Origin of the sequence: Aquamicrobium zhengzhouense (genome assembly GCF_016124105.1) — a bacterium.
In the GTDB taxonomy this organism is placed as follows: domain Bacteria; phylum Pseudomonadota; class Alphaproteobacteria; order Rhizobiales; family Rhizobiaceae; genus Aerobium; species Aerobium zhengzhouense.
In genome coordinates this window covers 328,171-348,117 of the sequence record NZ_JADGMQ010000002.1, presented here as the reverse complement: position 1 = coordinate 348,117, position 19,947 = coordinate 328,171, and the positions used below count along the sequence as shown (strand labels likewise).

The 19,947-nt window shown below is 59.2% G+C and carries 18 protein-coding genes; 7 read left to right on the top strand and 11 right to left on the bottom strand.

Annotated features, from left to right (window positions below):
• Positions 1 to 44 precede the first annotated feature (44 nt).
• Complete coding sequence (locus IOD40_RS04855; protein ID WP_198474872.1) at positions 45 to 644, top strand: TetR/AcrR family transcriptional regulator; 600 nt, start codon at positions 45 to 47, stop codon at positions 642 to 644.
• On the opposite strand, the gene IOD40_RS04850 is transcribed toward IOD40_RS04855, so the two are convergent.
• The 3 genes from IOD40_RS04850 to dnaG all read right to left on the bottom strand — a co-directional run bounded on the left by IOD40_RS04850 (position 628) and on the right by dnaG (position 5,726).
• A complete protein-coding gene (locus IOD40_RS04850; protein WP_198474870.1) occupies positions 628 to 1,191 on the bottom strand; it encodes a GNAT family N-acetyltransferase in 564 nt (187 codons plus the stop codon). The genes IOD40_RS04855 and IOD40_RS04850 overlap by 17 nt on opposite strands.
• A 156-nt stretch (positions 1,192 to 1,347) precedes the next feature.
• A complete protein-coding gene (gene rpoD / locus IOD40_RS04845) occupies positions 1,348 to 3,357 on the bottom strand; it encodes an RNA polymerase sigma factor RpoD (protein WP_198474868.1) in 2,010 nt (669 codons plus the stop codon).
• A gap of 410 nt (positions 3,358 to 3,767) precedes the next feature.
• Positions 3,768 to 5,726, bottom strand: a complete 1,959-nt coding sequence (gene dnaG, locus IOD40_RS04840; protein WP_198474866.1) for a DNA primase — start codon at positions 5,724 to 5,726, stop codon at positions 3,768 to 3,770.
• A gap of 244 nt (positions 5,727 to 5,970) precedes the next feature.
• Here dnaG and IOD40_RS04835 point away from each other — a divergent pair, with 244 nt between their 5' ends.
• Positions 5,971 to 7,632: a Na/Pi cotransporter family protein gene (locus IOD40_RS04835; RefSeq protein ID WP_198474864.1), complete on the top strand. Its 1,662-nt coding sequence runs from the start codon at positions 5,971 to 5,973 to the stop codon at positions 7,630 to 7,632.
• Positions 7,633 to 7,635: 3 nt separating this feature from the next.
• Here IOD40_RS04835 and IOD40_RS04830 read toward each other — a convergent pair whose 3' ends face one another.
• Positions 7,636 to 8,304 carry a 5-formyltetrahydrofolate cyclo-ligase gene (locus tag IOD40_RS04830; RefSeq protein WP_198474862.1) on the bottom strand — a complete coding sequence of 223 codons (669 nt, stop codon included), beginning with the start codon at positions 8,302 to 8,304 and terminating at the stop codon, positions 7,636 to 7,638.
• 98 nt (positions 8,305 to 8,402) lie between these two features.
• Positions 8,403 to 8,852: a GatB/YqeY domain-containing protein gene (locus IOD40_RS04825; RefSeq protein ID WP_198474860.1), complete on the bottom strand. Its 450-nt coding sequence runs from the start codon at positions 8,850 to 8,852 to the stop codon at positions 8,403 to 8,405.
• 188 nt (positions 8,853 to 9,040) lie between these two features.
• Between IOD40_RS04825 and carA the strand changes: the two genes are divergently transcribed.
• Positions 9,041 to 10,258, top strand: coding sequence for a glutamine-hydrolyzing carbamoyl-phosphate synthase small subunit (gene carA, locus IOD40_RS04820; RefSeq protein WP_198474858.1), 1,218 nt, complete (start codon positions 9,041 to 9,043; stop codon positions 10,256 to 10,258).
• Between the two features lie 155 nt (positions 10,259 to 10,413).
• On the opposite strand, the gene ypfJ is transcribed toward carA, so the two are convergent.
• Positions 10,414 to 11,325, bottom strand: a complete 912-nt coding sequence (ypfJ, locus tag IOD40_RS04815; protein WP_198474856.1) for a KPN_02809 family neutral zinc metallopeptidase — start codon at positions 11,323 to 11,325, stop codon at positions 10,414 to 10,416.
• Between the two features lie 97 nt (positions 11,326 to 11,422).
• Complete coding sequence (locus tag IOD40_RS04810) at positions 11,423 to 11,596, bottom strand: hypothetical protein (protein ID WP_198474854.1); 174 nt, start codon at positions 11,594 to 11,596, stop codon at positions 11,423 to 11,425.
• A 177-nt stretch (positions 11,597 to 11,773) separates the two neighbouring features.
• On the opposite strand from IOD40_RS04810, the gene IOD40_RS04805 reads away from it, so the two are divergent.
• The 3 genes from IOD40_RS04805 (at position 11,774) to IOD40_RS04795 (ending at position 16,136) form a co-directional block, all read left to right on the top strand.
• Positions 11,774 to 12,001, top strand: a complete 228-nt coding sequence (locus tag IOD40_RS04805; RefSeq protein ID WP_198474852.1) for a hypothetical protein — start codon at positions 11,774 to 11,776, stop codon at positions 11,999 to 12,001.
• A gap of 230 nt (positions 12,002 to 12,231) precedes the next feature.
• Complete coding sequence (gene carB, locus IOD40_RS04800; RefSeq protein ID WP_198474850.1) at positions 12,232 to 15,711, top strand: carbamoyl-phosphate synthase large subunit; 3,480 nt, start codon at positions 12,232 to 12,234, stop codon at positions 15,709 to 15,711.
• Positions 15,712 to 15,812: 101 nt separating this feature from the next.
• Positions 15,813 to 16,136, top strand: a complete 324-nt coding sequence (locus IOD40_RS04795; RefSeq protein WP_198474848.1) for a hypothetical protein — start codon at positions 15,813 to 15,815, stop codon at positions 16,134 to 16,136.
• Positions 16,137 to 16,152: 16 nt separating this feature from the next.
• Here the strand turns inward: IOD40_RS04795 and IOD40_RS04790 are convergent, their stop codons facing one another.
• Both IOD40_RS04790 and IOD40_RS04785 read right to left on the bottom strand, forming a co-directional pair.
• Positions 16,153 to 16,617 (bottom strand): hypothetical protein, encoded by a 465-nt coding sequence (locus IOD40_RS04790; protein ID WP_198474846.1) that lies wholly within the window; start codon positions 16,615 to 16,617, stop codon positions 16,153 to 16,155.
• Positions 16,618 to 16,701: 84 nt separating this feature from the next.
• Positions 16,702 to 17,391: a lytic transglycosylase domain-containing protein gene (locus IOD40_RS04785; RefSeq protein ID WP_198474844.1), complete on the bottom strand. Its 690-nt coding sequence runs from the start codon at positions 17,389 to 17,391 to the stop codon at positions 16,702 to 16,704.
• Between the two features lie 428 nt (positions 17,392 to 17,819).
• On the opposite strand from IOD40_RS04785, the gene IOD40_RS04780 reads away from it, so the two are divergent.
• The gene (locus tag IOD40_RS04780) at positions 17,820 to 18,056 is read left to right on the top strand and encodes a hypothetical protein (protein WP_198474842.1); all 237 of its coding nucleotides are present in this window, start codon (positions 17,820 to 17,822) and stop codon (positions 18,054 to 18,056) included.
• 13 nt (positions 18,057 to 18,069) lie between these two features.
• Here IOD40_RS04780 and IOD40_RS04775 read toward each other — a convergent pair whose 3' ends face one another.
• The gene (locus IOD40_RS04775) at positions 18,070 to 18,912 is read right to left on the bottom strand and encodes an EAL domain-containing protein (protein WP_198474840.1); all 843 of its coding nucleotides are present in this window, start codon (positions 18,910 to 18,912) and stop codon (positions 18,070 to 18,072) included.
• Complete coding sequence (locus tag IOD40_RS04770; protein ID WP_198474838.1) at positions 18,909 to 19,805, bottom strand: EAL domain-containing protein; 897 nt, start codon at positions 19,803 to 19,805, stop codon at positions 18,909 to 18,911. The genes IOD40_RS04775 and IOD40_RS04770 overlap by 4 nt, the downstream gene beginning before the upstream one ends.
• Positions 19,806 to 19,947: the final 142 nt, after the last annotated feature.

Sequence of the window (19,947 nt, the reverse complement as noted above, 5' to 3'; positions counted from 1 at the left end):
ATACATTCCGCATGTATCTTATGAATAACATACAGGCTGCATGCATGCAAGAAGCGCCACCTCGCCGCTCGAACCGCGAACGGACCGAAGCAACCCGCGCCGCACTGCTGGCGGCAGCGCGCACGTTGTTCGTCGAAAAATCCTATGCGGAAACCGGCACGCCGGAGATCGTCGCCGCAGCCGGCGTCACACGCGGCGCGCTTTATCACCACTTTGCGGACAAGCAGGCGCTGTTTGCGGGCGTCGTTGAAGCAGAGGCGCAAGCTGTCGCGGCCGAGATCGACGCTGCAACCGCAGCACCGCTTTCCACCAAGCAAAGCCTGCTATCAGGGATGGATGCGTTTTTCGCGGCAATGGCTGTGCTCGGTCGCACGCGCCTATTGCTTCTTGATGGACCCGCGGTGCTTGGCCCCAAAACGTTGGATGAGATTGATCAGCGCCACGGTGGGCGAACTCTGCGTGAGGGCCTAGCAGCTGCTATTGAAGCGGGCGAGATGTGCCCCCTGCCCACTGATGCGCTGGCAACGCAGCTCTCTGCGATGAGCGATCGCGCTGCTCTAGCCATTGAGGCCGGCGCGAGCGCCGAGGATCACCGTACTGTCATCGCCGCGGTGATCGAGAGCTTGTTTATTTCGAGGACTTGATTGTCGGCTGTTCGGGCAGGGAAGCATCGCCGTCGCCCAGCGAACGCTGCATCATCACCGTGTCGACCCAGCGGCCGAATTTGAAGCCGGTCGAGGTGAGCGTGCCGGTGTGGTGAAAGCCAAGGCTGCGATGAAGGCCAATCGAGCCGTGATTTTCGCTGTCACCGATGACCGCAATCATCTGCCGCCACGGACCCTTCTCGCAGCGGGCGATCAACTCGATCAAAAGCGCCTTGCCAAGCCCTCGCCCGCCCATATCGGGCGCGAGATAGACGGAATTTTCGATCGTGTAGCGATAGGCGATACGCGGGCGGAACATGCCGGCATAGGCATAGCCCTGCACGACGCCCTCCACCTCGGCAACGATATACGGCAAGCCGCTGCCAAGCACCGCCTCGCGACGGGTGAGCATTTCTTCCAGCGACGGCGGGACTTCTTCAAAGGTGGCGCTACCGTAAAGCACGTGATGCGCATAGATCGCGTGCACGGCGGCCATGTCATCGACCGTGCTGTCACGCACAGTCGGCAGGGTGTTGCGGTGGGGCATTGGGGTCCGGGGTATCGTTCGCTACGGATTGCAATTCTATACGCCGTTCAGCCCAGCCCTCAATATGCTACGCCACCGAAGCCGCACAAAAAACGGCCCGCCTTGTGAGCGGGCCGTTTCGATTCCAAATTCAGGCACTTGGCCCGGAAAGCTCAATCAGCTGTCGAGGAACGAGCGCAGTTTGCGCGAGCGCGACGGGTGCTTTAGCTTGCGCAGCGCCTTCGCCTCGATCTGACGGATACGCTCACGCGTCACCGAGAACTGCTGACCGACTTCTTCCAGAGTGTGGTCGGTATTCATGCCGATGCCGAAACGCATGCGCAGGACGCGCTCTTCACGCGGCGTCAACGAAGCCAGAACGCGCGTGGTGGTCTCGCGCAGGTTCGCCTGGATCGCAGCGTCGATCGGCAGGATCGCCATCTTGTCCTCGATGAAATCGCCGAGGTGTGAATCTTCCTCGTCGCCCACCGGGGTTTCGAGCGAGATCGGTTCCTTGGCAATCTTCAGGACCTTGCGGACCTTTTCAAGCGGCATCGCCAGCTTTTCGGCCAGCTCTTCCGGGGTCGGCTCGCGGCCGATCTCGTGCAGCATCTGGCGCGAGGTACGAACGATCTTGTTGATCGTCTCGATCATGTGCACCGGAATACGGATCGTACGCGCCTGGTCCGCGATCGAACGGGTGATTGCCTGACGGATCCACCACGTTGCGTAGGTCGAGAACTTGTAACCACGACGGTACTCGAACTTATCGACCGCCTTCATCAGGCCGATATTGCCTTCCTGAATGAGGTCGAGGAACTGCAGGCCGCGGTTGGTGTACTTCTTGGCGATCGATATCACGAGACGCAAATTCGCCTCAACCATTTCCTTCTTGGCGATTGCAGCTTCGCGCTCGCCCTTCTGGACCTGGCTGACGATCTTGCGGAACTCGAGGATCGAAATCGCGGTCTCGGTCGCGAGATTCTGGATTTCACCGCGAATGTCGCGGATCGTGTCTTTCTCGTTCTGGTAGAATTCCTTCCAGCCACGGCTGGAGAGGTTGGCAATCGACTTCATCCAGTTCGGATCAAGTTCGGAGCCTTGATATTCCTTGAGGAAGTCCTCGCGGCGAACGCCATAGCTTTCAGCCAGACGCAGCAGCTTGCCTTCGTTCTGAACCAGGCGCTTGTTGATGTCGTACAGCTGCTCGACCAGTGCCTCGATACGGGCCTGGTTGAGCGACAGCGACTTCACTGCCGTAACCAGCTGATCCTTCAGCTGCTTGTAGGAACGCTCTTGGCTCGTCGACAGGCTGCCGGCTGCTGCAAGGCGCTGCTCGACCAACTGGTCCTGGAGCTTGCGCAGCTTCTTGTAGGTCCCAGCGATGAGGTCAAGCGTTTCCATGACTTGAGGACGCAGTTCGGCCTCCATCGCGGCGAGCGACAGGTTGACCTCGTCTTCTTCCTCATCGTCCTCTTCACCGCGATTGTCGCCACCGACATTGGTGACGTCATCGTCCTCACGGCCACGACGGGTCTTATCGTCCTTGGGCTTGGTCTCTTCTTCGGTGCGCTCGACGATCGGAGCCTGCTTGGCTTCTGGGCCAGCATAGGTCGCTTCGAGGTCGATGATCTCGCGCAGAAGGATTTTTCCTTCGTTGAGTTCGTCACGCCAGATGATAATTGCCTGGAAGGTGAGCGGGCTTTCGCAAAGCCCGGCGATCATCGTTTCGCGTCCGGCCTCGATGCGTTTCGCAATTGCGATTTCGCCTTCGCGCGACAGTAGCTCCACCGAACCCATCTCGCGCAGATACATGCGCACTGGATCGTCGGTCCGGTCCGTCGGCTCCTTCTTCGCAGGAGCAGCTACAACCGCAGTGCCAGTCGCTTCCGCGAGTTCGGTGGCTTCTTCCTCGCCATCACCCTCTGCTTCAGCTTCCTCGCCAGCCTCATCGTCCTCGACAACGTTGATGCCCATGTCGGACAGCATCGCCATCGTGTCTTCGATCTGCTCCGACGTCACTTCCTCGGAAGGAAGCACCGCATTCAGGTCGTCCATCGTGACAAAGCCGCGCTTCTTTGCGAGCTTTATCATCTTCTTGACGGCGTCGTCGGAAAGGTCGAGCAGAGGACCGTCGGTCGTGCCCTCGCGTTCGTTCTCGACCTCGTCCGTCTCTTTCGTCGCCATATCGTCTCTTCTCCAAGAGGCTGAAGCTTCAATCGAGGCCTTTAAGACCCCAACGTATGTGGCCAATCATCTGATTTAAGCCCGCGAATCGCGATACCTGCTTCTGCCTTAATGCTCGATTAACCCTGTCACATTCGGCATATAGACATCGCCATGGATCCGACCAGCCGCCAATACGATCACAATTGTAGGCGCTTTTGAATTTTTCCCCGGCTCACGGCAGATTTCTATTGATCCTGATTCCGCCATCATTGCGGAAGGTCAAGCGTCAGAAACCTGATTCGCGACAAAAAAGCGAATCAATTGCACGACGTACGGCTTCGGGCCATGCCAGCGCCCGATCGTGATGCCTATGTAGGATGCATAACAATTTCTGCAAGTGGCGTCCATTTTGCAATGGAAACTCTTGGCTATCCCCTGCCAGATGAAACCCCAAAACCGTCCACCAGCGCTTCAAGCTGCTCGACATTCGCAATGTCTACGCTGAGAGTGTTCAAGACATTCAGAAGATGCTCGCACGCTTGCTCCTCACCCCGCTCTACTGCCTCCGCGAGCGCAGCCTGAACACTTGTCCGTTGCCGCCTCAGTTCTCTTGCGCGCGTTTGCAACGCTGCCGCCTGACTGAATGCCTCACGCACATCCTCAATCGCGGCATCCTCGAGCGCCGGCCACATCCGCGCCTTGCGAACGAGCGCGACCGCCCTCAACCATGCCTCTTCCAACCCGTCTTGGGACAAGGCATCAATCAGCGGCTTGCGAGCATGCTCCACGCCGTGGGCCAGCGCATCCAATACTGCCCCATGGAGCTTTCGGAGTTCCGGATGCGGCAGGTCCATTTCCGCGAATTCTTCGAAATGCTCGTCGATAAGCTCGGGATGGTTGATCATGGCGACGAGCATCGCGGTCTCACGTAGTGGAAGCGTGCCCCCGCTCGAACGGACCAACGCTGAGCGGGTCAAGCTCTCGCTGACGGCCAGACGCCCTGCTACGATTTGGCCAGTTTTTCCGCCACGCCCGCCCGGAAAACCGCGCGCGTTCTGGAAACGCCCGCCTTGTTGGAAACGTCCGCCTTGCTGGGAGCGCTCGCGACCGAAGAAGCTTTGCACCCGATCGCGCATGTCCTGCTGGTAGTGACGGCGCAGGCTCTCGTCGCGAATACGACCGGTGAGCTCTCTAAGATTCTTCTCCAGCTCCGCCCGGCGCTCCGGAGTGTCGAAGACGCCTCCTGAGGTTTCCCGCTGCCACAACAACTCAGCCAAGGGCCTTGCTTGATCAAGCACAGCCCGAAACGCTTCGGGACCGCCATCCTTGACCAGATCGTCGGGGTCCTGACCTTCAGGCAACAGCGCGAAGCGGAGGGTCTTTCCGGCCTCGATAAACGGAAGGGCCATATCGGCGGCCCGCCAGGCGGCCTTGAGCCCCGCCTGGTCGCCGTCGAAGCAAAGGATCGGCTCTCCTGTCATCCGCCATAGCAGCTCAAGCTGATTATCGGTCAGCGCAGTGCCAAGTGGGGCCACAACATGCTCGAAGCCGGCCTGGGCCAGAGCTATCGTGTCCATGTAACCCTCGACGGCAATGACCGTCCCGGCCTTTTGCTGAGCCCGGCGGGCGCGTGCAAAATTGTAGAGAACGCTGCCCTTGTGAAAGAGCTCTGTGTCGTTGGAATTGAGGTACTTTGCAGGAGCATCACTTGAAAGAGCGCGCCCACCGAAGGCGATGACCCGCCCGCGCGAATCCTCGATGGGGAACATGACCCGATCACGGAAGCGGTCATAGGACACGGCGATATCCGGTCCGTGAACGACCAGCCCGACGGCCTCGATCTGATCCCTCGCCACCCCCTTGCTGGCGAGAAACTCTTTCAGCGCGTTCCTGCTGTCGGGTGCGTAGCCGAGCCTGAATGTCTGTTGCGTAGCGGACGAGAGGCCTCGGTCACGCAGATAGGCACGCGCTTTCGCGCCATCGGAGGCGTGCAACCGCTCCTGAAAGAACTTCGCGGCAAGCTCCATCACGTCCGTCAGAGTTGCGCGCTCTTGCTCCCGCCGCTCGGCCTGGGCGTCACGAACCGGCAGGGCAACGCCTGCCATCTCGGCGACCCGTTCCACTGCCTCGGGAAAGCTCATGCCATCAAGCTCGGTCAGGAACTTGAAGTGATCGCCTGACGCGCCGCAACCAAAGCAGTGGTAACGTCCCTTACGATCCTCGCAATGGAAGGAGGGGGATTTCTCGCCGTGAAAGGGGCAACAGGCCCAGTAATCGCCGCGCTGAACATTGGTCTTGCGCTTGTCCCAGGTCACACGAGTGCCCACGAGGGCCGAAATCGGCACTCGGTCACGGACCTCATCGAGAAAGGATGGCGGAAAACGCATCGGGCAACCGGACTGACTACGGGAACCCTATATACGACCTCGTTCGTCAAGAAGCGACCGCCTAGCAAGAGCAATCACCGAGATTCATATGGTAGCGACCGCTCCAACCTCCACGGAGAAGAGCCTAAATTCATTTAACCGGCTAATTTCATATCCCTTGGAATGCGCTAGGTTTTTGCTACATTAGAGGGATGATTATCCTTTATTCTTTTGAACGCGGCGCGCGTTTCATGCGAGCAGGCGAATGAGCGGCTCTGTTGTACTCATCCATCTTGCGGGTGCGGTGGCACTTCTTCTTTGGGCAACCCGAACGGTGCGGACGGGAGTGGAGAGAGCTTATGGCGACATCTTGCGCCGCAAATTGCGCGGAACCCTCAAGAACCCGCTGGCGGCCGTTGCTGCTGGCGCGCTTCTTGCGATTGCATTTCAAAGCTCGACCGCCGTGTCCCTGCTGGTCGGATCATTTGTCGGTTCCGGCATCGTTGGCGCCGCGTCTGGCCTGATCGCAGTTCTCGGCGCGGATCTTGGCTCGGCCTTCGTCGTAAAGCTGCTCTCGTTCGATCTGTCCTTGCTTGTCCCAATCCTCATCTTCAGCGGCACGGCAATATTCCTCGCGACTGAACGGCGCGCATGGCGACAATTTGGCCGCATCCTCGTCGGTGTAGGCCTGCTTCTGCTGTCGCTGCAGCTCATCGGTAACGCTTCCGAACCGCTGCGCCACAGTGATCTCCTGCCAATCGTTATAAATTATCTTTCGGGCGACGTGGTAACTGCCTTCCTGCTCGCGGCGTTGATGACGTGGCTTTTCCACTCAAGCATTGCCTTTATCCTTCTCGTCGTTGCCCTTGCCAGCCGGGGATTGATTCCGGCTGAGCTGGGGGTCGTTCTGGCACTTGGCGCGAACCTCGGTGGCGGGCTTATCGCCGGGCTCCTGTCCCGCACCATGGCCCCGGCAAGCCGTGTGGTCCCCTTCGGGAACTTGGCGATACGCGGAATTGGCGCGGTGATAGCGCTGGCTGCCCTCACAATTTTCAAACCACCGCTTGAATATCTGGGCGCCACCGCACCTCTCCAGATCATCCATGCCCACATCGTGTTCAACATTGCGCTCGTCATCGTCGGAATGCCGATCGCGGGCCTCGTCACGCGGATCTTGGAGAATGTGAGCCCGTCTGGTCCTGCAGCAGCGACGCTCGAAGATCGCGAAGCCAGCGCCCTCGACCCATCGGCGCTCTCGATCCCCTCCCGTGCCCTTGCCAATGTCACGCGCGCTGTTGTCGGTGTCTGCGAGACCGTGGAGGTCATGCTCAAGAACATCATGGAGCTTTACGAAGAGCCCGATCGTGAACGGATGGCGGAGCTCGCATCCCTCGATGACCGCGTCGATCGCAAGCACGCGGCGATCAAGCTTTATCTTGCACGTATCCCTCCCGAGCAGATGGACGAGCATGACGTGCAACGTACCCGCGAGCTCCTGGACGCATGCGTCAAGCTGGAGCAGGTGGGCGACATCATCACCCGCAACATGCTGGTGCATGTGAAAAAGAAACTCGACCGTGGGCTGACCTTTACGCCGGAAGGCTGGCGCGAATTGTCAAACCTCCATGCGACCGTCCTGAACAACGCTCGACTTGCGTTCAACGTAGTGATTTCCCGGGATCCGGGCACGGCTCAGGCCCTGGTGCGCGAAAAGGATCGCATGCGCGATCTAGAGCGCGAGACCAGCGAACGCCACTTTGAACGGCTTCGGGTCGGCACCAAGAAGAGCCTGGAAACGAGTTCTATCCATCTCGACACGATCCGCGACCTCAAGCAGATCAACTCGCTGCTGGCCTCGATCGCCTATCCGGTGCTGGAAGAGCATGGATTACTGCGGGGCTCGCGCCTCGCCCCAGCTGCAGAATGACCCCTACTCCGCTTCCGTGAAGATGACATCCATCGGAATGTCGTACGGTTGCGGGTAGATGGTTGTTATCCGTTGCTGTGCATAGCCAATGCCAATTACCACGGGCTTGCGCGGCAACGAGGCCAACGTCCGGTCATAGAAACCACCGCCATATCCGAGGCGGTAGCTGTGTGCATCGAAACCAACGACCGGCGAAATGACAACGTCCGGAACAATTCTGACATCCTCGACCGGAATCGGAATGTTCCACACGCCCTTCTCCAGCTTGTCACCGGGCGTCCAGGCGCGAAAAATGAGCGGCGTCGCCTTCGCGATCACCACAGGCAAGGCGACCCGCCCGCCCCCGTCGATCACCAGCTGCGCCCACTCGCGCAAGTCGGGTTCGCCACGGAACGGCCAGTAGATCGAGACACTTTTTCCGGCGTAATCGCCGACTAGCTTGTCAATCTTCTCGCAAATGATTTTGGCGTGTGAAGCACGGGTATCGGCGGGTAGCTCCAACCGCGCGGCAATCAGGCGTTCGCGCTCCGATTTTCGCCAACGCCGCAAATCCGCGGCCGCAGTTGCATCACTGGGAGTGAAAGCAGCTTGCTCCCCATCGAGCTCATGCATGAAACAAGGCGGTGATGCATATTGCTGGCCTGTCGCAGCCTTCTCCTCATTTTCGGTCATGGCTTTGCTCCTCGAGCCAGCTTTGCAAATGCATGCCCAGACTACGCGCGCGTCTGCGACGGAGAGACGGAAAAACCGTCGCAGACGGATAGATCACCTCAGCTAAGCGCTTCCTTGATGATTCCGCTCGCCTTCGAAAAGTCGATCTGCCCGGTATAGCGTTCCTTGAGGATGGCCATCACCTTGCCCATGTCCTTGATGCTGGCGGCACCGGTTTCGGCAACCGCATCTGCGATCACCTTGCGTGTCTCTGCCTCATCCATCTGCCGTGGCAGGAACTCGCGGATGATAGCGATCTCGCTGCGCTCCTTTGCTGCGAGTTCCGCGCGACCGCCCTCCTCGTAAGCCTTGGCTGATTCCTCGCGCTGCTTCACCAGCTTGGTGAGGATTTGCAGGACCTCGTCATTTCCGGCAGCGTCCTTGCCGGTGCCGCGATTTGCGATATCTCTGTCCTGGATCGCTGCGTTCACCATGCGCAAGGTCGACGTGCGCTCCCTGTCTTGTGACTTCTGTGCATCCCTGAGGGCTTTGGTGATGGTCTCGCGCATATTTTTTTACCTTCTTCTTTGGGTCGGCTCTCACCGATGATTGACCGCGCCGATGGCTTCACCTATGGACCGGGCGAAACTATCACAATGTTGCGCGACAGAGGCAAACGGCTCCCCGCCGCGCATACGCCTGCGCGATACGTCCTGCAAGCAGGACAAGTTCATGCACGGCCTGCCACAAACGGAGAATGGCCATGACTGGTACGACCGCCTCGACACAACCTTGGCAGACGAAAAAGCCCACCGCATTGCTGGTGCTGGCCGACGGAACGGTGATTGAAGGTACCGGCGTCGGCGCAACCGGCCATGTGGCTGGCGAAGTCTGCTTCAACACCGCACTGACCGGCTACCAAGAGATCCTCACCGATCCTTCCTATGTCAGCCAGATCGTCACCTTCACGTTCCCCCACATCGGAAATTCCGGAACCAACGAGGAAGATATTGAGGGTCTCGCCCCTGCCGCCAAGCACGGTCCCGTAGGCGCTATCTTCAAGGCGGAGATTACCAGCCCCTCCAACTATCGCAACAGCGAGGGCCTCGACACCTGGCTCAGGCGCCGGGGCGTCATCGCCATGTGCGGTCTGGACACGCGCGCTCTGACTGCGCTGATCCGCGAACAGGGCGCACTGAATGCGGTCATTGCGCACAATCCGGACGGCATCTTCGATATCGAAGCTCTCAAGAAGGAAGCGCGCGAATGGTCGGGCGTCGTCGGACGCGATCTGGCTGATGTCGTCACCTCCGGGCAGTCTTCAACCTGGACCGAGACACCTTGGGTCTGGGACGAAGGCTACGGCGAACTCGACACGCCGGCCATGCACGTTGTCGCCATCGACTACGGTGTAAAGCGCAACATACTTCGGTTGCTCTCCGGCCTCGGCGCGAAGATTACCGTGGTTCCGGCCAAGACCTCTGCTGAAGAGATTCTTGCCATGAACCCGGATGGCATCTTCCTTTCAAACGGGCCTGGAGATCCGGCCGCGACGGGCGAGTATGCCGTTCCGATCGTTCAGCAGCTTCTGAAGTCCGAGCTGCCAATCTTCGGCATCTGCCTGGGACACCAGATCCTCGCGCTCGCTCTCGGCGCAAAGACAGAGAAGATGCATCAGGGGCATCACGGCGCCAACCATCCGGTCAAGGATCATACGACCGGCAAGGTTGAGATCGTGTCGATGAACCACGGCTTCGCAGTCGACTCCAAGTCTCTGCCGGACGGTGTTGTTGAGACTCACATCTCTCTCTTTGACAATTCCAACTGTGGCATTGCCCTAACCGGAAAGCCGGTGTTCTCGGTGCAGCACCATCCGGAAGCATCGCCCGGCTCGCAGGACTCGCACTATCTCTTCCAGCGCTTCGTGGACATGATCCACGAGCGCAAGAGCGAGCCAGTCGTCGCTGATCGCTAAGACGGCAAGATCCAGCACAGATGTTCAAGAAATGGCGGCCATGGCCGCCATTTTTTATGCTCGTCCCTCAATGACATTAATCAGGAAGGAACGCGCACACGCCGTGATCAAAAAAGGCGGGCCGGACGCCCGCCTTCGCACCGTTGCCAAATGCCTCACACGGGATTGTTGAACGTATCGCAATCTTCGAGACGGCCGTTGCGCAGGCCGTTTGCAAACCAGGTCATCCGCTGTTCCGATGTTCCGTGGTTGAAGCTCTCCGGCACGACGTAGCCTTGCGTCCGCTTCTGCAAGGTGTCGTCCCCGATCTGATGGGCCGCATTCAGCGCTTCTTCTATGTCCCCATCTTCGAGAAGGCCTTTCTGCGCAGTGAAATGCGCCCAGATCCCGGCAAAGCAGTCCGCCTGCAGTTCGACCCGCGTAGACATCTGATTGGCCTCGAGCTGGCTCATGCGCTGGCGCTGACGGTTGAACTCCGGCAGCACACCGATCAGATTTTGCACGTGGTGCCCCACCTCATGCGCGATGACATAGGCCTGAGCAAAGTCGCCTGAGGCTGCAAAGCGCTGAGCCAGTTCTCGGAAGAACCCGAGATCAATGTAAACGCGTGAGTCACCCGGACAATAGAACGGACCTGAGGCTGAAGACGCGTAGCCGCAAGCTGACTGGATCTGGTTCGTGAACAGAACAAGCCGCGGCTCGGTATAATTTTGGCCTTGAGATTGGAAGATACCGTTCCACACGTCTTCCGTCTCAGCAAGAACCACCGAAACGAACTGAGCCTCTTCGTCGCTGACCTGGCTCGATCCTTCCGAACGGTCAAAGCTGATCTGCTGGCTGCCCGCGCCGCTACCGCCCTCAAGGATCTGCATCGGATCGATACCGCAGGCACGAAGGGCGAAGAAGATGACGACGAGAATGATGATGCCTGAAAGGCCGCCACCGCCCGCACCACGTCCAATCGGCAGCCTGATTGGGCCGCCCCCACCGAGGCGACCACCCGGCATGCCCGAGCGTCCGCGCCTGTCCTCAATATTACTGCTTTGACGACGACCCTTCCAGAGCATGTCACATGTCCCATTAATGATCGCCCGAGCTTAAACGAACGATTCCCTTGTTCAAAGTCAGATGAGAAGCCCGCGCCTCTCCAACGCGGGGAAAAGTTCAGCCTTTAGCGTCGCCGCCGGCGCTCTTTGCGCGCTCGATGAAACGGTCGGCGCCCTTCTTGAGGTCCGAGCCCTTTTCCTGCTCGACCTCACGTTCTTCCTCACGGGTCGCTTCGTGCAGCCCCTCAGATGACTTCTTGCCCTTCTCGGTGGGTGCGTTTTCCTTGCCCATACTCCACTCCTCCTGGCGGATGTTGAACTGGAACAACGTCCCACGACTGCCGTCGTTCCCGCGGCGCCATCTTCCATGTCGCGGGTCCTAGATCGGTGTCGATATTTATCGTTAATCAGCCGTTAAGCCTGCACCGATAGCGTGCCGGAATTGCTAATTGCCAGGCCATTTCCACTTATGAGTTCCCTCGTTCCACTGATTGAACTTGCCCAGCAGAGGAGTCTGGATCTCTTCTTCCGAGCGGGCCAGGGCTATCTGGCCGGAACGCTTCGCCAGCAAGGCCAGCCTCAGGCCGGATGGGGATTAAGTCCGCTGGGCGTCCACGCGAAAGCAAAGGAGCGCATCGTCTGCTCACTCCGCGAGGTGCCTTCGCCGCAGCAGAGTTACGCGCGACCTGGCCAGTGAGAGAAGCACGCAGCAAATTCCCGCGACAGAAAAACAACCGTGTCAAAGGAACAGCTGGGTAAGCTTCATTTCCGGGGTTCCCACACCCCGATCCTTACCCTATAAGGCCCGCTTAGCCTGACAGATTTAAAACTAGTCACAACCGGCCGAGGCCTCCCCTGGCGCAGATGCGCTCAAAATGGGGAATCCGCGTCCGGTGTTTGTGCAAGCCCAAAAGACGGATCCTCCCCATGCCGAAACGCACCGATATCAAATCGATCCTCATCATCGGCGCGGGCCCTATTGTCATCGGGCAGGCATGCGAGTTCGATTATTCCGGCACGCAGGCCTGCAAGGCACTGAAAGCCGAGGGCTACCGCATCATCCTGGTCAACTCCAACCCGGCAACGATCATGACCGATCCGGAGTTGGCGGACGCAACGTACATCGAGCCGATCACCCCTGAGGTCGTCGCCAAGATCATCGCCAAGGAGCGTCCGGACGCCCTTCTGCCCACCATGGGCGGTCAGACCGCGCTGAACACGGCACTGTCGCTTCGCCGTATGGGCGTGCTTGACCGCTACAATGTCGAGATGATCGGCGCGAATGCCGAGGCAATCGACAAGGCCGAAGACCGCGCCCTGTTCCGCGAAGCGATGGCCAAGATCGGCCTGGAGACCCCGCGCTCGATGTTGGCCAATGCGACGGAGGTCAAGGAGGCAGACCGCAAGGCGCATGAAGCACGCCGTGAAGCGCTCAAGGCCTCCAATCCGCCAGATCTCGACGCTGCGCTGGACGCGCTCGAGACCGAGTGGAACCTCGGCGAAGGTGACCGCAAGCAGCGCTACATCTCACACGCTATGGGAATTGCTGCGCAGGCGCTCGACCATGTCGGCCTGCCTGCCATCATTCGCCCTTCCTTCACCATGGGTGGCACCGGCGGCGGCATTGCTTACAACCGCGCTGAATTCTTCGACATCATCAACTCGGGCCTCGACGCCTCCCCGACCACGGAAGTTCTGATCGAAGAATCCGTGCTTGGCTGGAAAGAGTATGAGATGGAAGTCGTTCGCGACAAGGCGGATAACTGCATCATCATCTGCTCGATCGAAAACCTCGATCCGATGGGCGTTCACACCGGCGACTCGATCACAGTCGCCCCAGCTGTGACGCTGACGGACAAGGAATACCAGATCATGCGCAACGCCTCGATTGCGGTGCTGCGTGAGATCGGCGTTGAGACCGGCGGTTCGAACGTTCAGTTCGCTGTCAATCCGGCTGATGGCCGCCTCGTCGTCATCGAAATGAACCCGCGCGTTTCGCGCTCGTCAGCCCTGGCTTCCAAGGCCACCGGCTTCCCGATCGCCAAGGTCGCAGCGAAGCTGGCGGTCGGCTACACCTTGGACGAACTGGATAACGACATCACCGGCGGCGCAACTCCCGCCGCCTTTGAGCCGTCGATCGACTACGTCGTCACGAAGATCCCGCGCTTCGCATTCGAGAAGTTCCCGGGCTCCGAGCCTACGCTGACCACTGCGATGAAGTCGGTCGGTGAGGTCATGGCTATTGGCCGCACGTTCCAGGAATCGCTTCAGAAGGCCCTTCGCGGTCTTGAGACCGGCCTGACCGGCCTCGATGAGATCGAAATCCCCGGCCTTGGCCAAGGTGACGACCGCAATGCGATCCGCGCAGCGCTCGGCACCCCGACCCCGGACCGTCTGCGTATGGTCGCCCAGGCGATCCGCATGGGCACGTCGCTCGAAGACGTGCACGAGATGTGCAAGATCGATCCGTGGTTCCTCGAGCAGATCAACGGCATCATCCAGATGGAAGCGCGCGTGCGTGAGCATGGGCTGCCGGAAGATGCCGACAATCTTCGCATGCTCAAGGCGATGGGCTTCTCCGACGCGCGCCTCGCCTCGATTACCAGTAAGGAAGCCTCGGAAGTCGCAGGCCTGCGCGAAAAGCTTGACGTTCTTCCAGTCTTCAAGCGCATCGACACCTGCGCGGCAGAGTTTACCTCCCCCACCGCCTACATGTACTCCACCTACGAGACGCCCTTCGCTGGCGCCACCGTTGACGAAGCGCATGTTTCGGACCGGAAGAAGGTCGTCATCCTCGGTGGCGGTCCGAACCGCATCGGCCAGGGCATCGAATTCGACTATTGCTGCTGCCATGCATGCTTCGCATTGTCGGATGCGGGCTATGAGACCATCATGGTCAACTGCAACCCTGAGACAGTCTCAACCGACTACGATACCTCGGACCGGCTCTATTTCGAGCCGCTGACAGCTGAAGATGTCCTCGAGATCCTGCGCGTGGAACAAAAAGCCGGCACGCTGCACGGCGTGATCGTCCAGTTTGGCGGACAGACCCCGCTGAAGCTCGCCGAAGCTCTGGAAGAGGCTGGCATCACGATCCTCGGCACCGCACCGGACATGATCGACCTCGCCGAAGACCGTGATCGGTTCCAGAAGCTGCTCAAGAAGCTGAACCTCAAGCAGCCCAAGAACGGCATCGCCTTCTCGGTTGAACAGGCCCGTACCGTCGCGTCGGAACTTGGCTTCCCGCTCGTGGTCCGCCCGTCCTACGTCCTGGGCGGCCGTGCGATGCAGATCATCTTCCAGGAAAATCAGTTGCAGTCCTACCTGCTCGACGTCGTTCCGGAACTCGTACCGGAAGACATCAAGCAGAAGTATCCGAACGACAAGACCGGCCAGATCAACACGCTGCTCGGCAAGAACCCGCTACTGTTCGACACCTACCTGTCTGAAGCGATCGAGATCGACGTTGACGCCCTGTGCGACGGCGAGAACGTCTATGTCTCCGGCATCATGGAGCACATCGAGGAGGCTGGCATTCACTCCGGCGACTCCGCTTGCTCGCTGCCGGTTCGCCTGATCACGCCGGAGATGGTCGCCGAACTTGAGCGTCAGACAGCGGCTTTGGCCAAGGGTCTTAATGTCGGCGGCCTGATGAACGTCCAGTACGCGATCAAGAACGGCGAGATCTTCGTCCTCGAGGTCAACCCGCGCGCATCGCGTACCGTGCCTTTCGTGGCGAAGACCGTCGGCCGTCCGATCGCCAAGATCGCCGCCCACATCATGGCTGGCGAGACGCTGGATGAGGCATTCGCCCATTACGGCTCAAAGCCTAACCTCAACGAGCTCAACCACGTTGCGGTCAAGGAAGCCGTGTTCCCGTTCGCTCGCTTCCCGGGCGTCGACACCTTGCTTGGGCCGGAGATGAAGTCCACCGGCGAGGTCATGGGCCTCGACTCCGACTTTGCCCTTGCTTTTGCCAAGGGCCAGCTTGGCGCGGGTGTGGACCTGCCGCGGTCGGGCACATTGTTCGTCTCGGTGCGCGATGACGACAAGGTCAAGGTGCTGCCATCCGTGCAGCGTCTTGTCGAGCTCGGCTTCAAGGTGCTGGCAACCGGTGGCACGCAGCGCTTCCTCGCCGAAAACGGCGTCGCAGCCGAGAAGATCAACAAGGTTCTCGAAGGCCGTCCGCATATCGAGGACGCGATCCGCAATCGTCAGGTCCAGCTGGTCTTCAACACCACGGACAGCCAGAAGGCGGTGTCGGACTCCAAGTCCCTGCGCCGCGCAACGCTGATGCACAAGGTGCCTTACTACACGACGATGGCTGGCGCCGCTGCCGCAACCGAAGCCATCGCGGCGCTCAAGGCGGGCTCGCTGGAAGTTCGCCCATTGCAGGACTACCTGTAAGGCCTGAAGTCGAGGACCAGTCGCCCTCTGGGCGTTCAGTCCCCGCGTTGACACAATCGTCAAGCAAGCTCCCTGCCCTCACCGGCAGGGAGCTTTTTCTTTTGGACATTATCGATTTCACCCCACCAGAGATCGTCGCACAAAATGCAGCGCAGGGCCTCGCATGGCGCGAGCGCTTTGGGCGTGGCGGAACGGAAATAGGTGTAGCCCGCGCACGCGAGCTCGTCTCCCGGCGTGATCTTTCACCGGAAACAATCCGCCGGATGGTGAGCTACTTCGCCCGCCACGAAGTCGACAAGCGCGGCAAGAACTTCTTCAACGACGAAAACCCCTCTGCCGGCCGCATCGCCTGGCTACTCTGGGGCGGCGACGAAGGCTGGCAATGGGCCATGGGCATCAAGGAGAGAATGGGCAAGAGTAGGTAAGCTTTTGTCGAGCCCCTCAGCTCGTGCCAGCGGCCTTTTCTTCTGCCTTCGCGTTGGCAGCGCGGATTTCGCGCAGGAACAGGCGGCATTGGCGCTCGTCCAGCAGATAGACGCGGCGCGCGGCGGCGGCCCAGGACATATTGACCAGAACGCCATCCATACGCGCCTCAGTGTCGCTGGCTTTCTTTAGCGCGTCGATCTTCATGCGACCGCACTGATTGGCGATGATTGAGGCAAGCGCGTAGGAATGGGTGAATGACGTTTCCGCTGCGAGCTCGGTCGGAATCGTCGATACTGAAATCGGGTCGGGCAGATCATGCGCGGCAGCATTTGCTGCGCTTTCGTAATAACTCCAGCCCGCATAGCCGCCAGCGGCCAGCGCGATCACCGGAAAAAGCGCAAACACCGCGATCTTCTTGCGAAAGCGAGGTGAAGCAGATGTGGGTTTGGCAGCGGCAGACTTGGCAGGAACTTTACTCATGATCCCGCGAACCTAAAACGCGTCCCTTAAAGACGCGTAACCGTCGCCGCCAAGATCATGAAATAATTCGCGTTTACGGAAAACTTATGGACGCATGCGCTTGCGGTCTTTTCCAAGACCGGTGATGCCTAGCATTCCCCTACGCTTGGCATCATAATAATAGCCGCGCGAGTAGTACCGCACTGCCAGATCATGGTCCCCGTCCGCCACCAAATAAGCACCCTTTAGATACTTCCCGGCATATTTCAGGTTGGTCTCTGCATCGAGCAGGCCCGACGGAGAGCCTTGATAGCCCATCGAGCGGGCTGTAGCCGGCAAAACCTGCATCAGCCCCCAGTACGGACCGTTGCGCGCAGCCGGATTGAACGTACTCTCGCGTTTGACAACGCGACGCAGGAGATCGACCGGAATTTCGTGGTAAGCGGCGTAGCGTTCGATCAACGCGTCAAGTTCCGGGCTGCGTGCGCGTACGTTGTTTGTACGGATGGCAGCTGCAGCTGCGTTCTCAACGGTAGGACCAGCATATGCAGCAGTCACGACAGCGGCATCGAGACCTTCCGTTCCCTCGGTCACGGCATCGATCGCTGCGACAGCCGACAGCTGAGACGGGGTCGGAACTTCTGCCACTTCATCGGGGAGCAACGGATCGCCATCTTCAATGACCGATGCCGACGTTGGCGCGATAGCCTCTAAGCCACCTGAGGTGGAGCAGGCCGACAAGAACCCCGCGGAAAGCATGGCGCTCAGCGCGACATTGGGAAGGAAACGAGGCATGGCGCTCTTCAACTAATCAACAGTCCCATCCCGGCGATGAAATACAGGACGGATCCGGCTACCGCAACCCGCGGATGTAAAGCGCACGCAGCTCATTCGGGCGCAGCCGCGCAAACACCAAATTCTGCATCCGATGTGGCCTAACAGGTTTGAGATCGCCCACAGTACAGCCTCCGCCATTATCCCGCCCGGGCGTAAGTCGACAAAGGAATACACCTAATACATCACACACCGTGCTTTGACAGACCTCAATCGGATATGGATATCCCTTCCCTCCATCGACTGTGTTCTTGCAACAGATGCGAATGGGTTCATACTCATCTTAACGAGTCGGGCAATTTCGGCTGATGCTTTTCCCAGAAGGCCTGTAAGTTGCGATCACGGGTTGCAGTGCGTTGATACATAAATTGAACGCGAGGATGGCGATCGTGTCTGACGGACAAGCTGACGATCTCAAGCGGCGCCTGACGGAAAAGGCTGACTTGTTGGTCGCCGCGCGGCTTATGCTTCTTCACGGCGTGCGCCCTGAAGACATTGGCGTGAAACTTTCCCGACATTATTATGTCGACATCGACCTCCTGAACGAGGTCGTCGATGCACTGTCCCGTAGATCGCCAAACACGCCAAGAGCCACTCTGCCTGAAGCCCTAAGCAAGGTTGCCTGAGCGGTGGCTCCACTCATCGAGCCGTCATGAACGGGAGGATGGCAGCCGAGCGAGTCCGAAAGTCTTCCAGCAACAGCGTCTCCTGATCCGCGACGGGAACGCCTGCCAATTGAGGACGCGATAGCAGATACCCCTTGAAATAGTCAGCACCCACATCAATCGCGGCAAACAGGACTTCGGGTGTCTCGATCCTGTCAATCAAAACGGCGATGCGCCGATCGTGGAGATCGGCCACCAGATGGGTCAAAAGGCGCGACGCCCCCTCATCTGCCGCAATGCGCTGAAACCATCTTCCATCGAAGCGGGCTATGGCCGGATTAAACTGCTTGAGCGTATGGACAGGCGGTTGGCAGGCATCGGCAGAACCTATCGCGAGCTCGAACCCGCGAAGCGCCAAGGCTTCTGCGATGCCTGCAGCTGCTCCGTCGCCATCATCGACAAGACTGCAGATAATCCGAGGCTCGGTCATGGAGTGTGCCGCCGCTTCGAGAGCCTGCTCTTTGATACATTCGGCAGTTGCGGGATGGACGGCTGACGCCGAGCCGACGGCGATCAGGTGATCAAGACCTTCGATCTCGACATGCTGATGGTTGAAGAGATGCAGGCTGACCGCAAGGTTTTCAGCAAAAGAACGGTCCGCCCCGTGCTGCCCGTTAAAGAATGCGGATGCATCCGTTTCCGAACCGCGAAAATTGGGCCGAACGTACCCCTGAACACTTGCAGCGCGCAGCTCCTCGCCCTCAAGTGCATAGATCAACTGAAAGGCGCTGCGCAGCACCAGACTACCGTGACGCGCAGTGGCGATACCGATCTCGTCGAACGAAATCGCATCTTCGATTTGCTTGCTCAGGCTCATGATAAGGGACGCTTGCCGAATAGTTTGGGTGACAATCTGCGCGCTGACACACGCGTCACACCTTTGTCTGGGGCGACCTGCCCCGGCGGAGTGCCACTTTCCTCAGGCGTGGCAATTGCAAAACTAGACGGGGCAAGTTCAGGCCGCGAAAGCGCGAAGCCTTGGACCATATGGGCACCCGAATTCTCGGCAATTTCCAGCTGCCAGGTCTCTTCGATGCCTTCGAAGACCGTTTTCATGCCATTGGCGGCGAACTCTTGAACCATCAGCGACAAGAGAGCGACACCCGGGCTGGTGTCCATCAACCGCGCCGTCCACTGAGCGTCAAATTTCACAATATCCGGCTTGAGCGCGCTGACCCGCGCCATGTCGGAATCTTCTGCTCCGTAGTCATCGACTGCGATCATGAAACCGTGTTCGCGCAACGCAGTAACGAATGATGCAAGCGTTGACTGCGATATCGCCTTTTTCTCTGTCACTTCGCACACAATGCGGCTCGGATCGATGTCGGCCTCATGAAGCACGAGCCGCATGTCGCGCAGTGAATCCTCGATGATCTTGCGGTCGCTGAAAATCGACGGATCAAAATTCACGAAGATGAGGCTCGAGCGATCGAGAAAGCGGCCGGCATTCAGGAGGTGAAGCGTTCTCGTCAATGTCTCTACGCCAAGACGATCTTGCGCAGGCACGTTCCTGAAAAATTGGATTGGAGGAATGGCCTCGCCGTCGCGGAATGGCCTCAAGAGGCCCTCATACGCTTCAATAACGGGTTTACCGCCGTGCAGTGTATAGATCGGCTGGAAGGCAGTGTGCAGCACATATCCCGCCCAAGCCGCTGTCGCGACCCCGGTTTCCCGTCGATCTATATGTGCGTATATCGTGCTGCGCGACAAGCACCCTACTCCATGCCGCCCCGCTGCGACGCTCCGTTACGAAGCATGCATATTGCAGTTTATCATTTCGTTAAAGCTGCTGCCATCCTCCTCCCAATTCGGCATTTTACTTGAGATTCTTCGCAGGATCAGACATGAAGCG

Coding starts and splice junctions, on each gene's coding strand:
- IOD40_RS04850 (WP_198474870.1), bottom strand. CDS start 1,191: ATGCCCCACCGCAACACCCTGCCGACTGTGCGTGACAGCACGGTCGAT.
- IOD40_RS04775 (WP_198474840.1), bottom strand. CDS start 18,912: ATGAGCCTGAGCAAGCAAATCGAAGATGCGATTTCGTTCGACGAGATC.
- carB (WP_198474850.1), top strand. CDS start 12,232: ATGCCGAAACGCACCGATATCAAATCGATCCTCATCATCGGCGCGGGC.
- IOD40_RS04805 (WP_198474852.1), top strand. CDS start 11,774: ATGAGTTCCCTCGTTCCACTGATTGAACTTGCCCAGCAGAGGAGTCTG.
- ypfJ (WP_198474856.1), bottom strand. CDS start 11,325: ATGCTCTGGAAGGGTCGTCGTCAAAGCAGTAATATTGAGGACAGGCGC.
- IOD40_RS04825 (WP_198474860.1), bottom strand. CDS start 8,852: ATGCGCGAGACCATCACCAAAGCCCTCAGGGATGCACAGAAGTCACAA.
- IOD40_RS04785 (WP_198474844.1), bottom strand. CDS start 17,391: ATGCCTCGTTTCCTTCCCAATGTCGCGCTGAGCGCCATGCTTTCCGCG.
- carA (WP_198474858.1), top strand. CDS start 9,041: ATGGCCATGACTGGTACGACCGCCTCGACACAACCTTGGCAGACGAAA.
- IOD40_RS04835 (WP_198474864.1), top strand. CDS start 5,971: ATGAGCGGCTCTGTTGTACTCATCCATCTTGCGGGTGCGGTGGCACTT.
- IOD40_RS04855 (WP_198474872.1), top strand. CDS start 45: ATGCAAGAAGCGCCACCTCGCCGCTCGAACCGCGAACGGACCGAAGCA.
- IOD40_RS04830 (WP_198474862.1), bottom strand. CDS start 8,304: ATGACCGAAAATGAGGAGAAGGCTGCGACAGGCCAGCAATATGCATCA.
- dnaG (WP_198474866.1), bottom strand. CDS start 5,726: ATGCGTTTTCCGCCATCCTTTCTCGATGAGGTCCGTGACCGAGTGCCG.
- IOD40_RS04810 (WP_198474854.1), bottom strand. CDS start 11,596: ATGGGCAAGGAAAACGCACCCACCGAGAAGGGCAAGAAGTCATCTGAG.
- IOD40_RS04790 (WP_198474846.1), bottom strand. CDS start 16,617: ATGAGTAAAGTTCCTGCCAAGTCTGCCGCTGCCAAACCCACATCTGCT.
- rpoD (WP_198474868.1), bottom strand. CDS start 3,357: ATGGCGACGAAAGAGACGGACGAGGTCGAGAACGAACGCGAGGGCACG.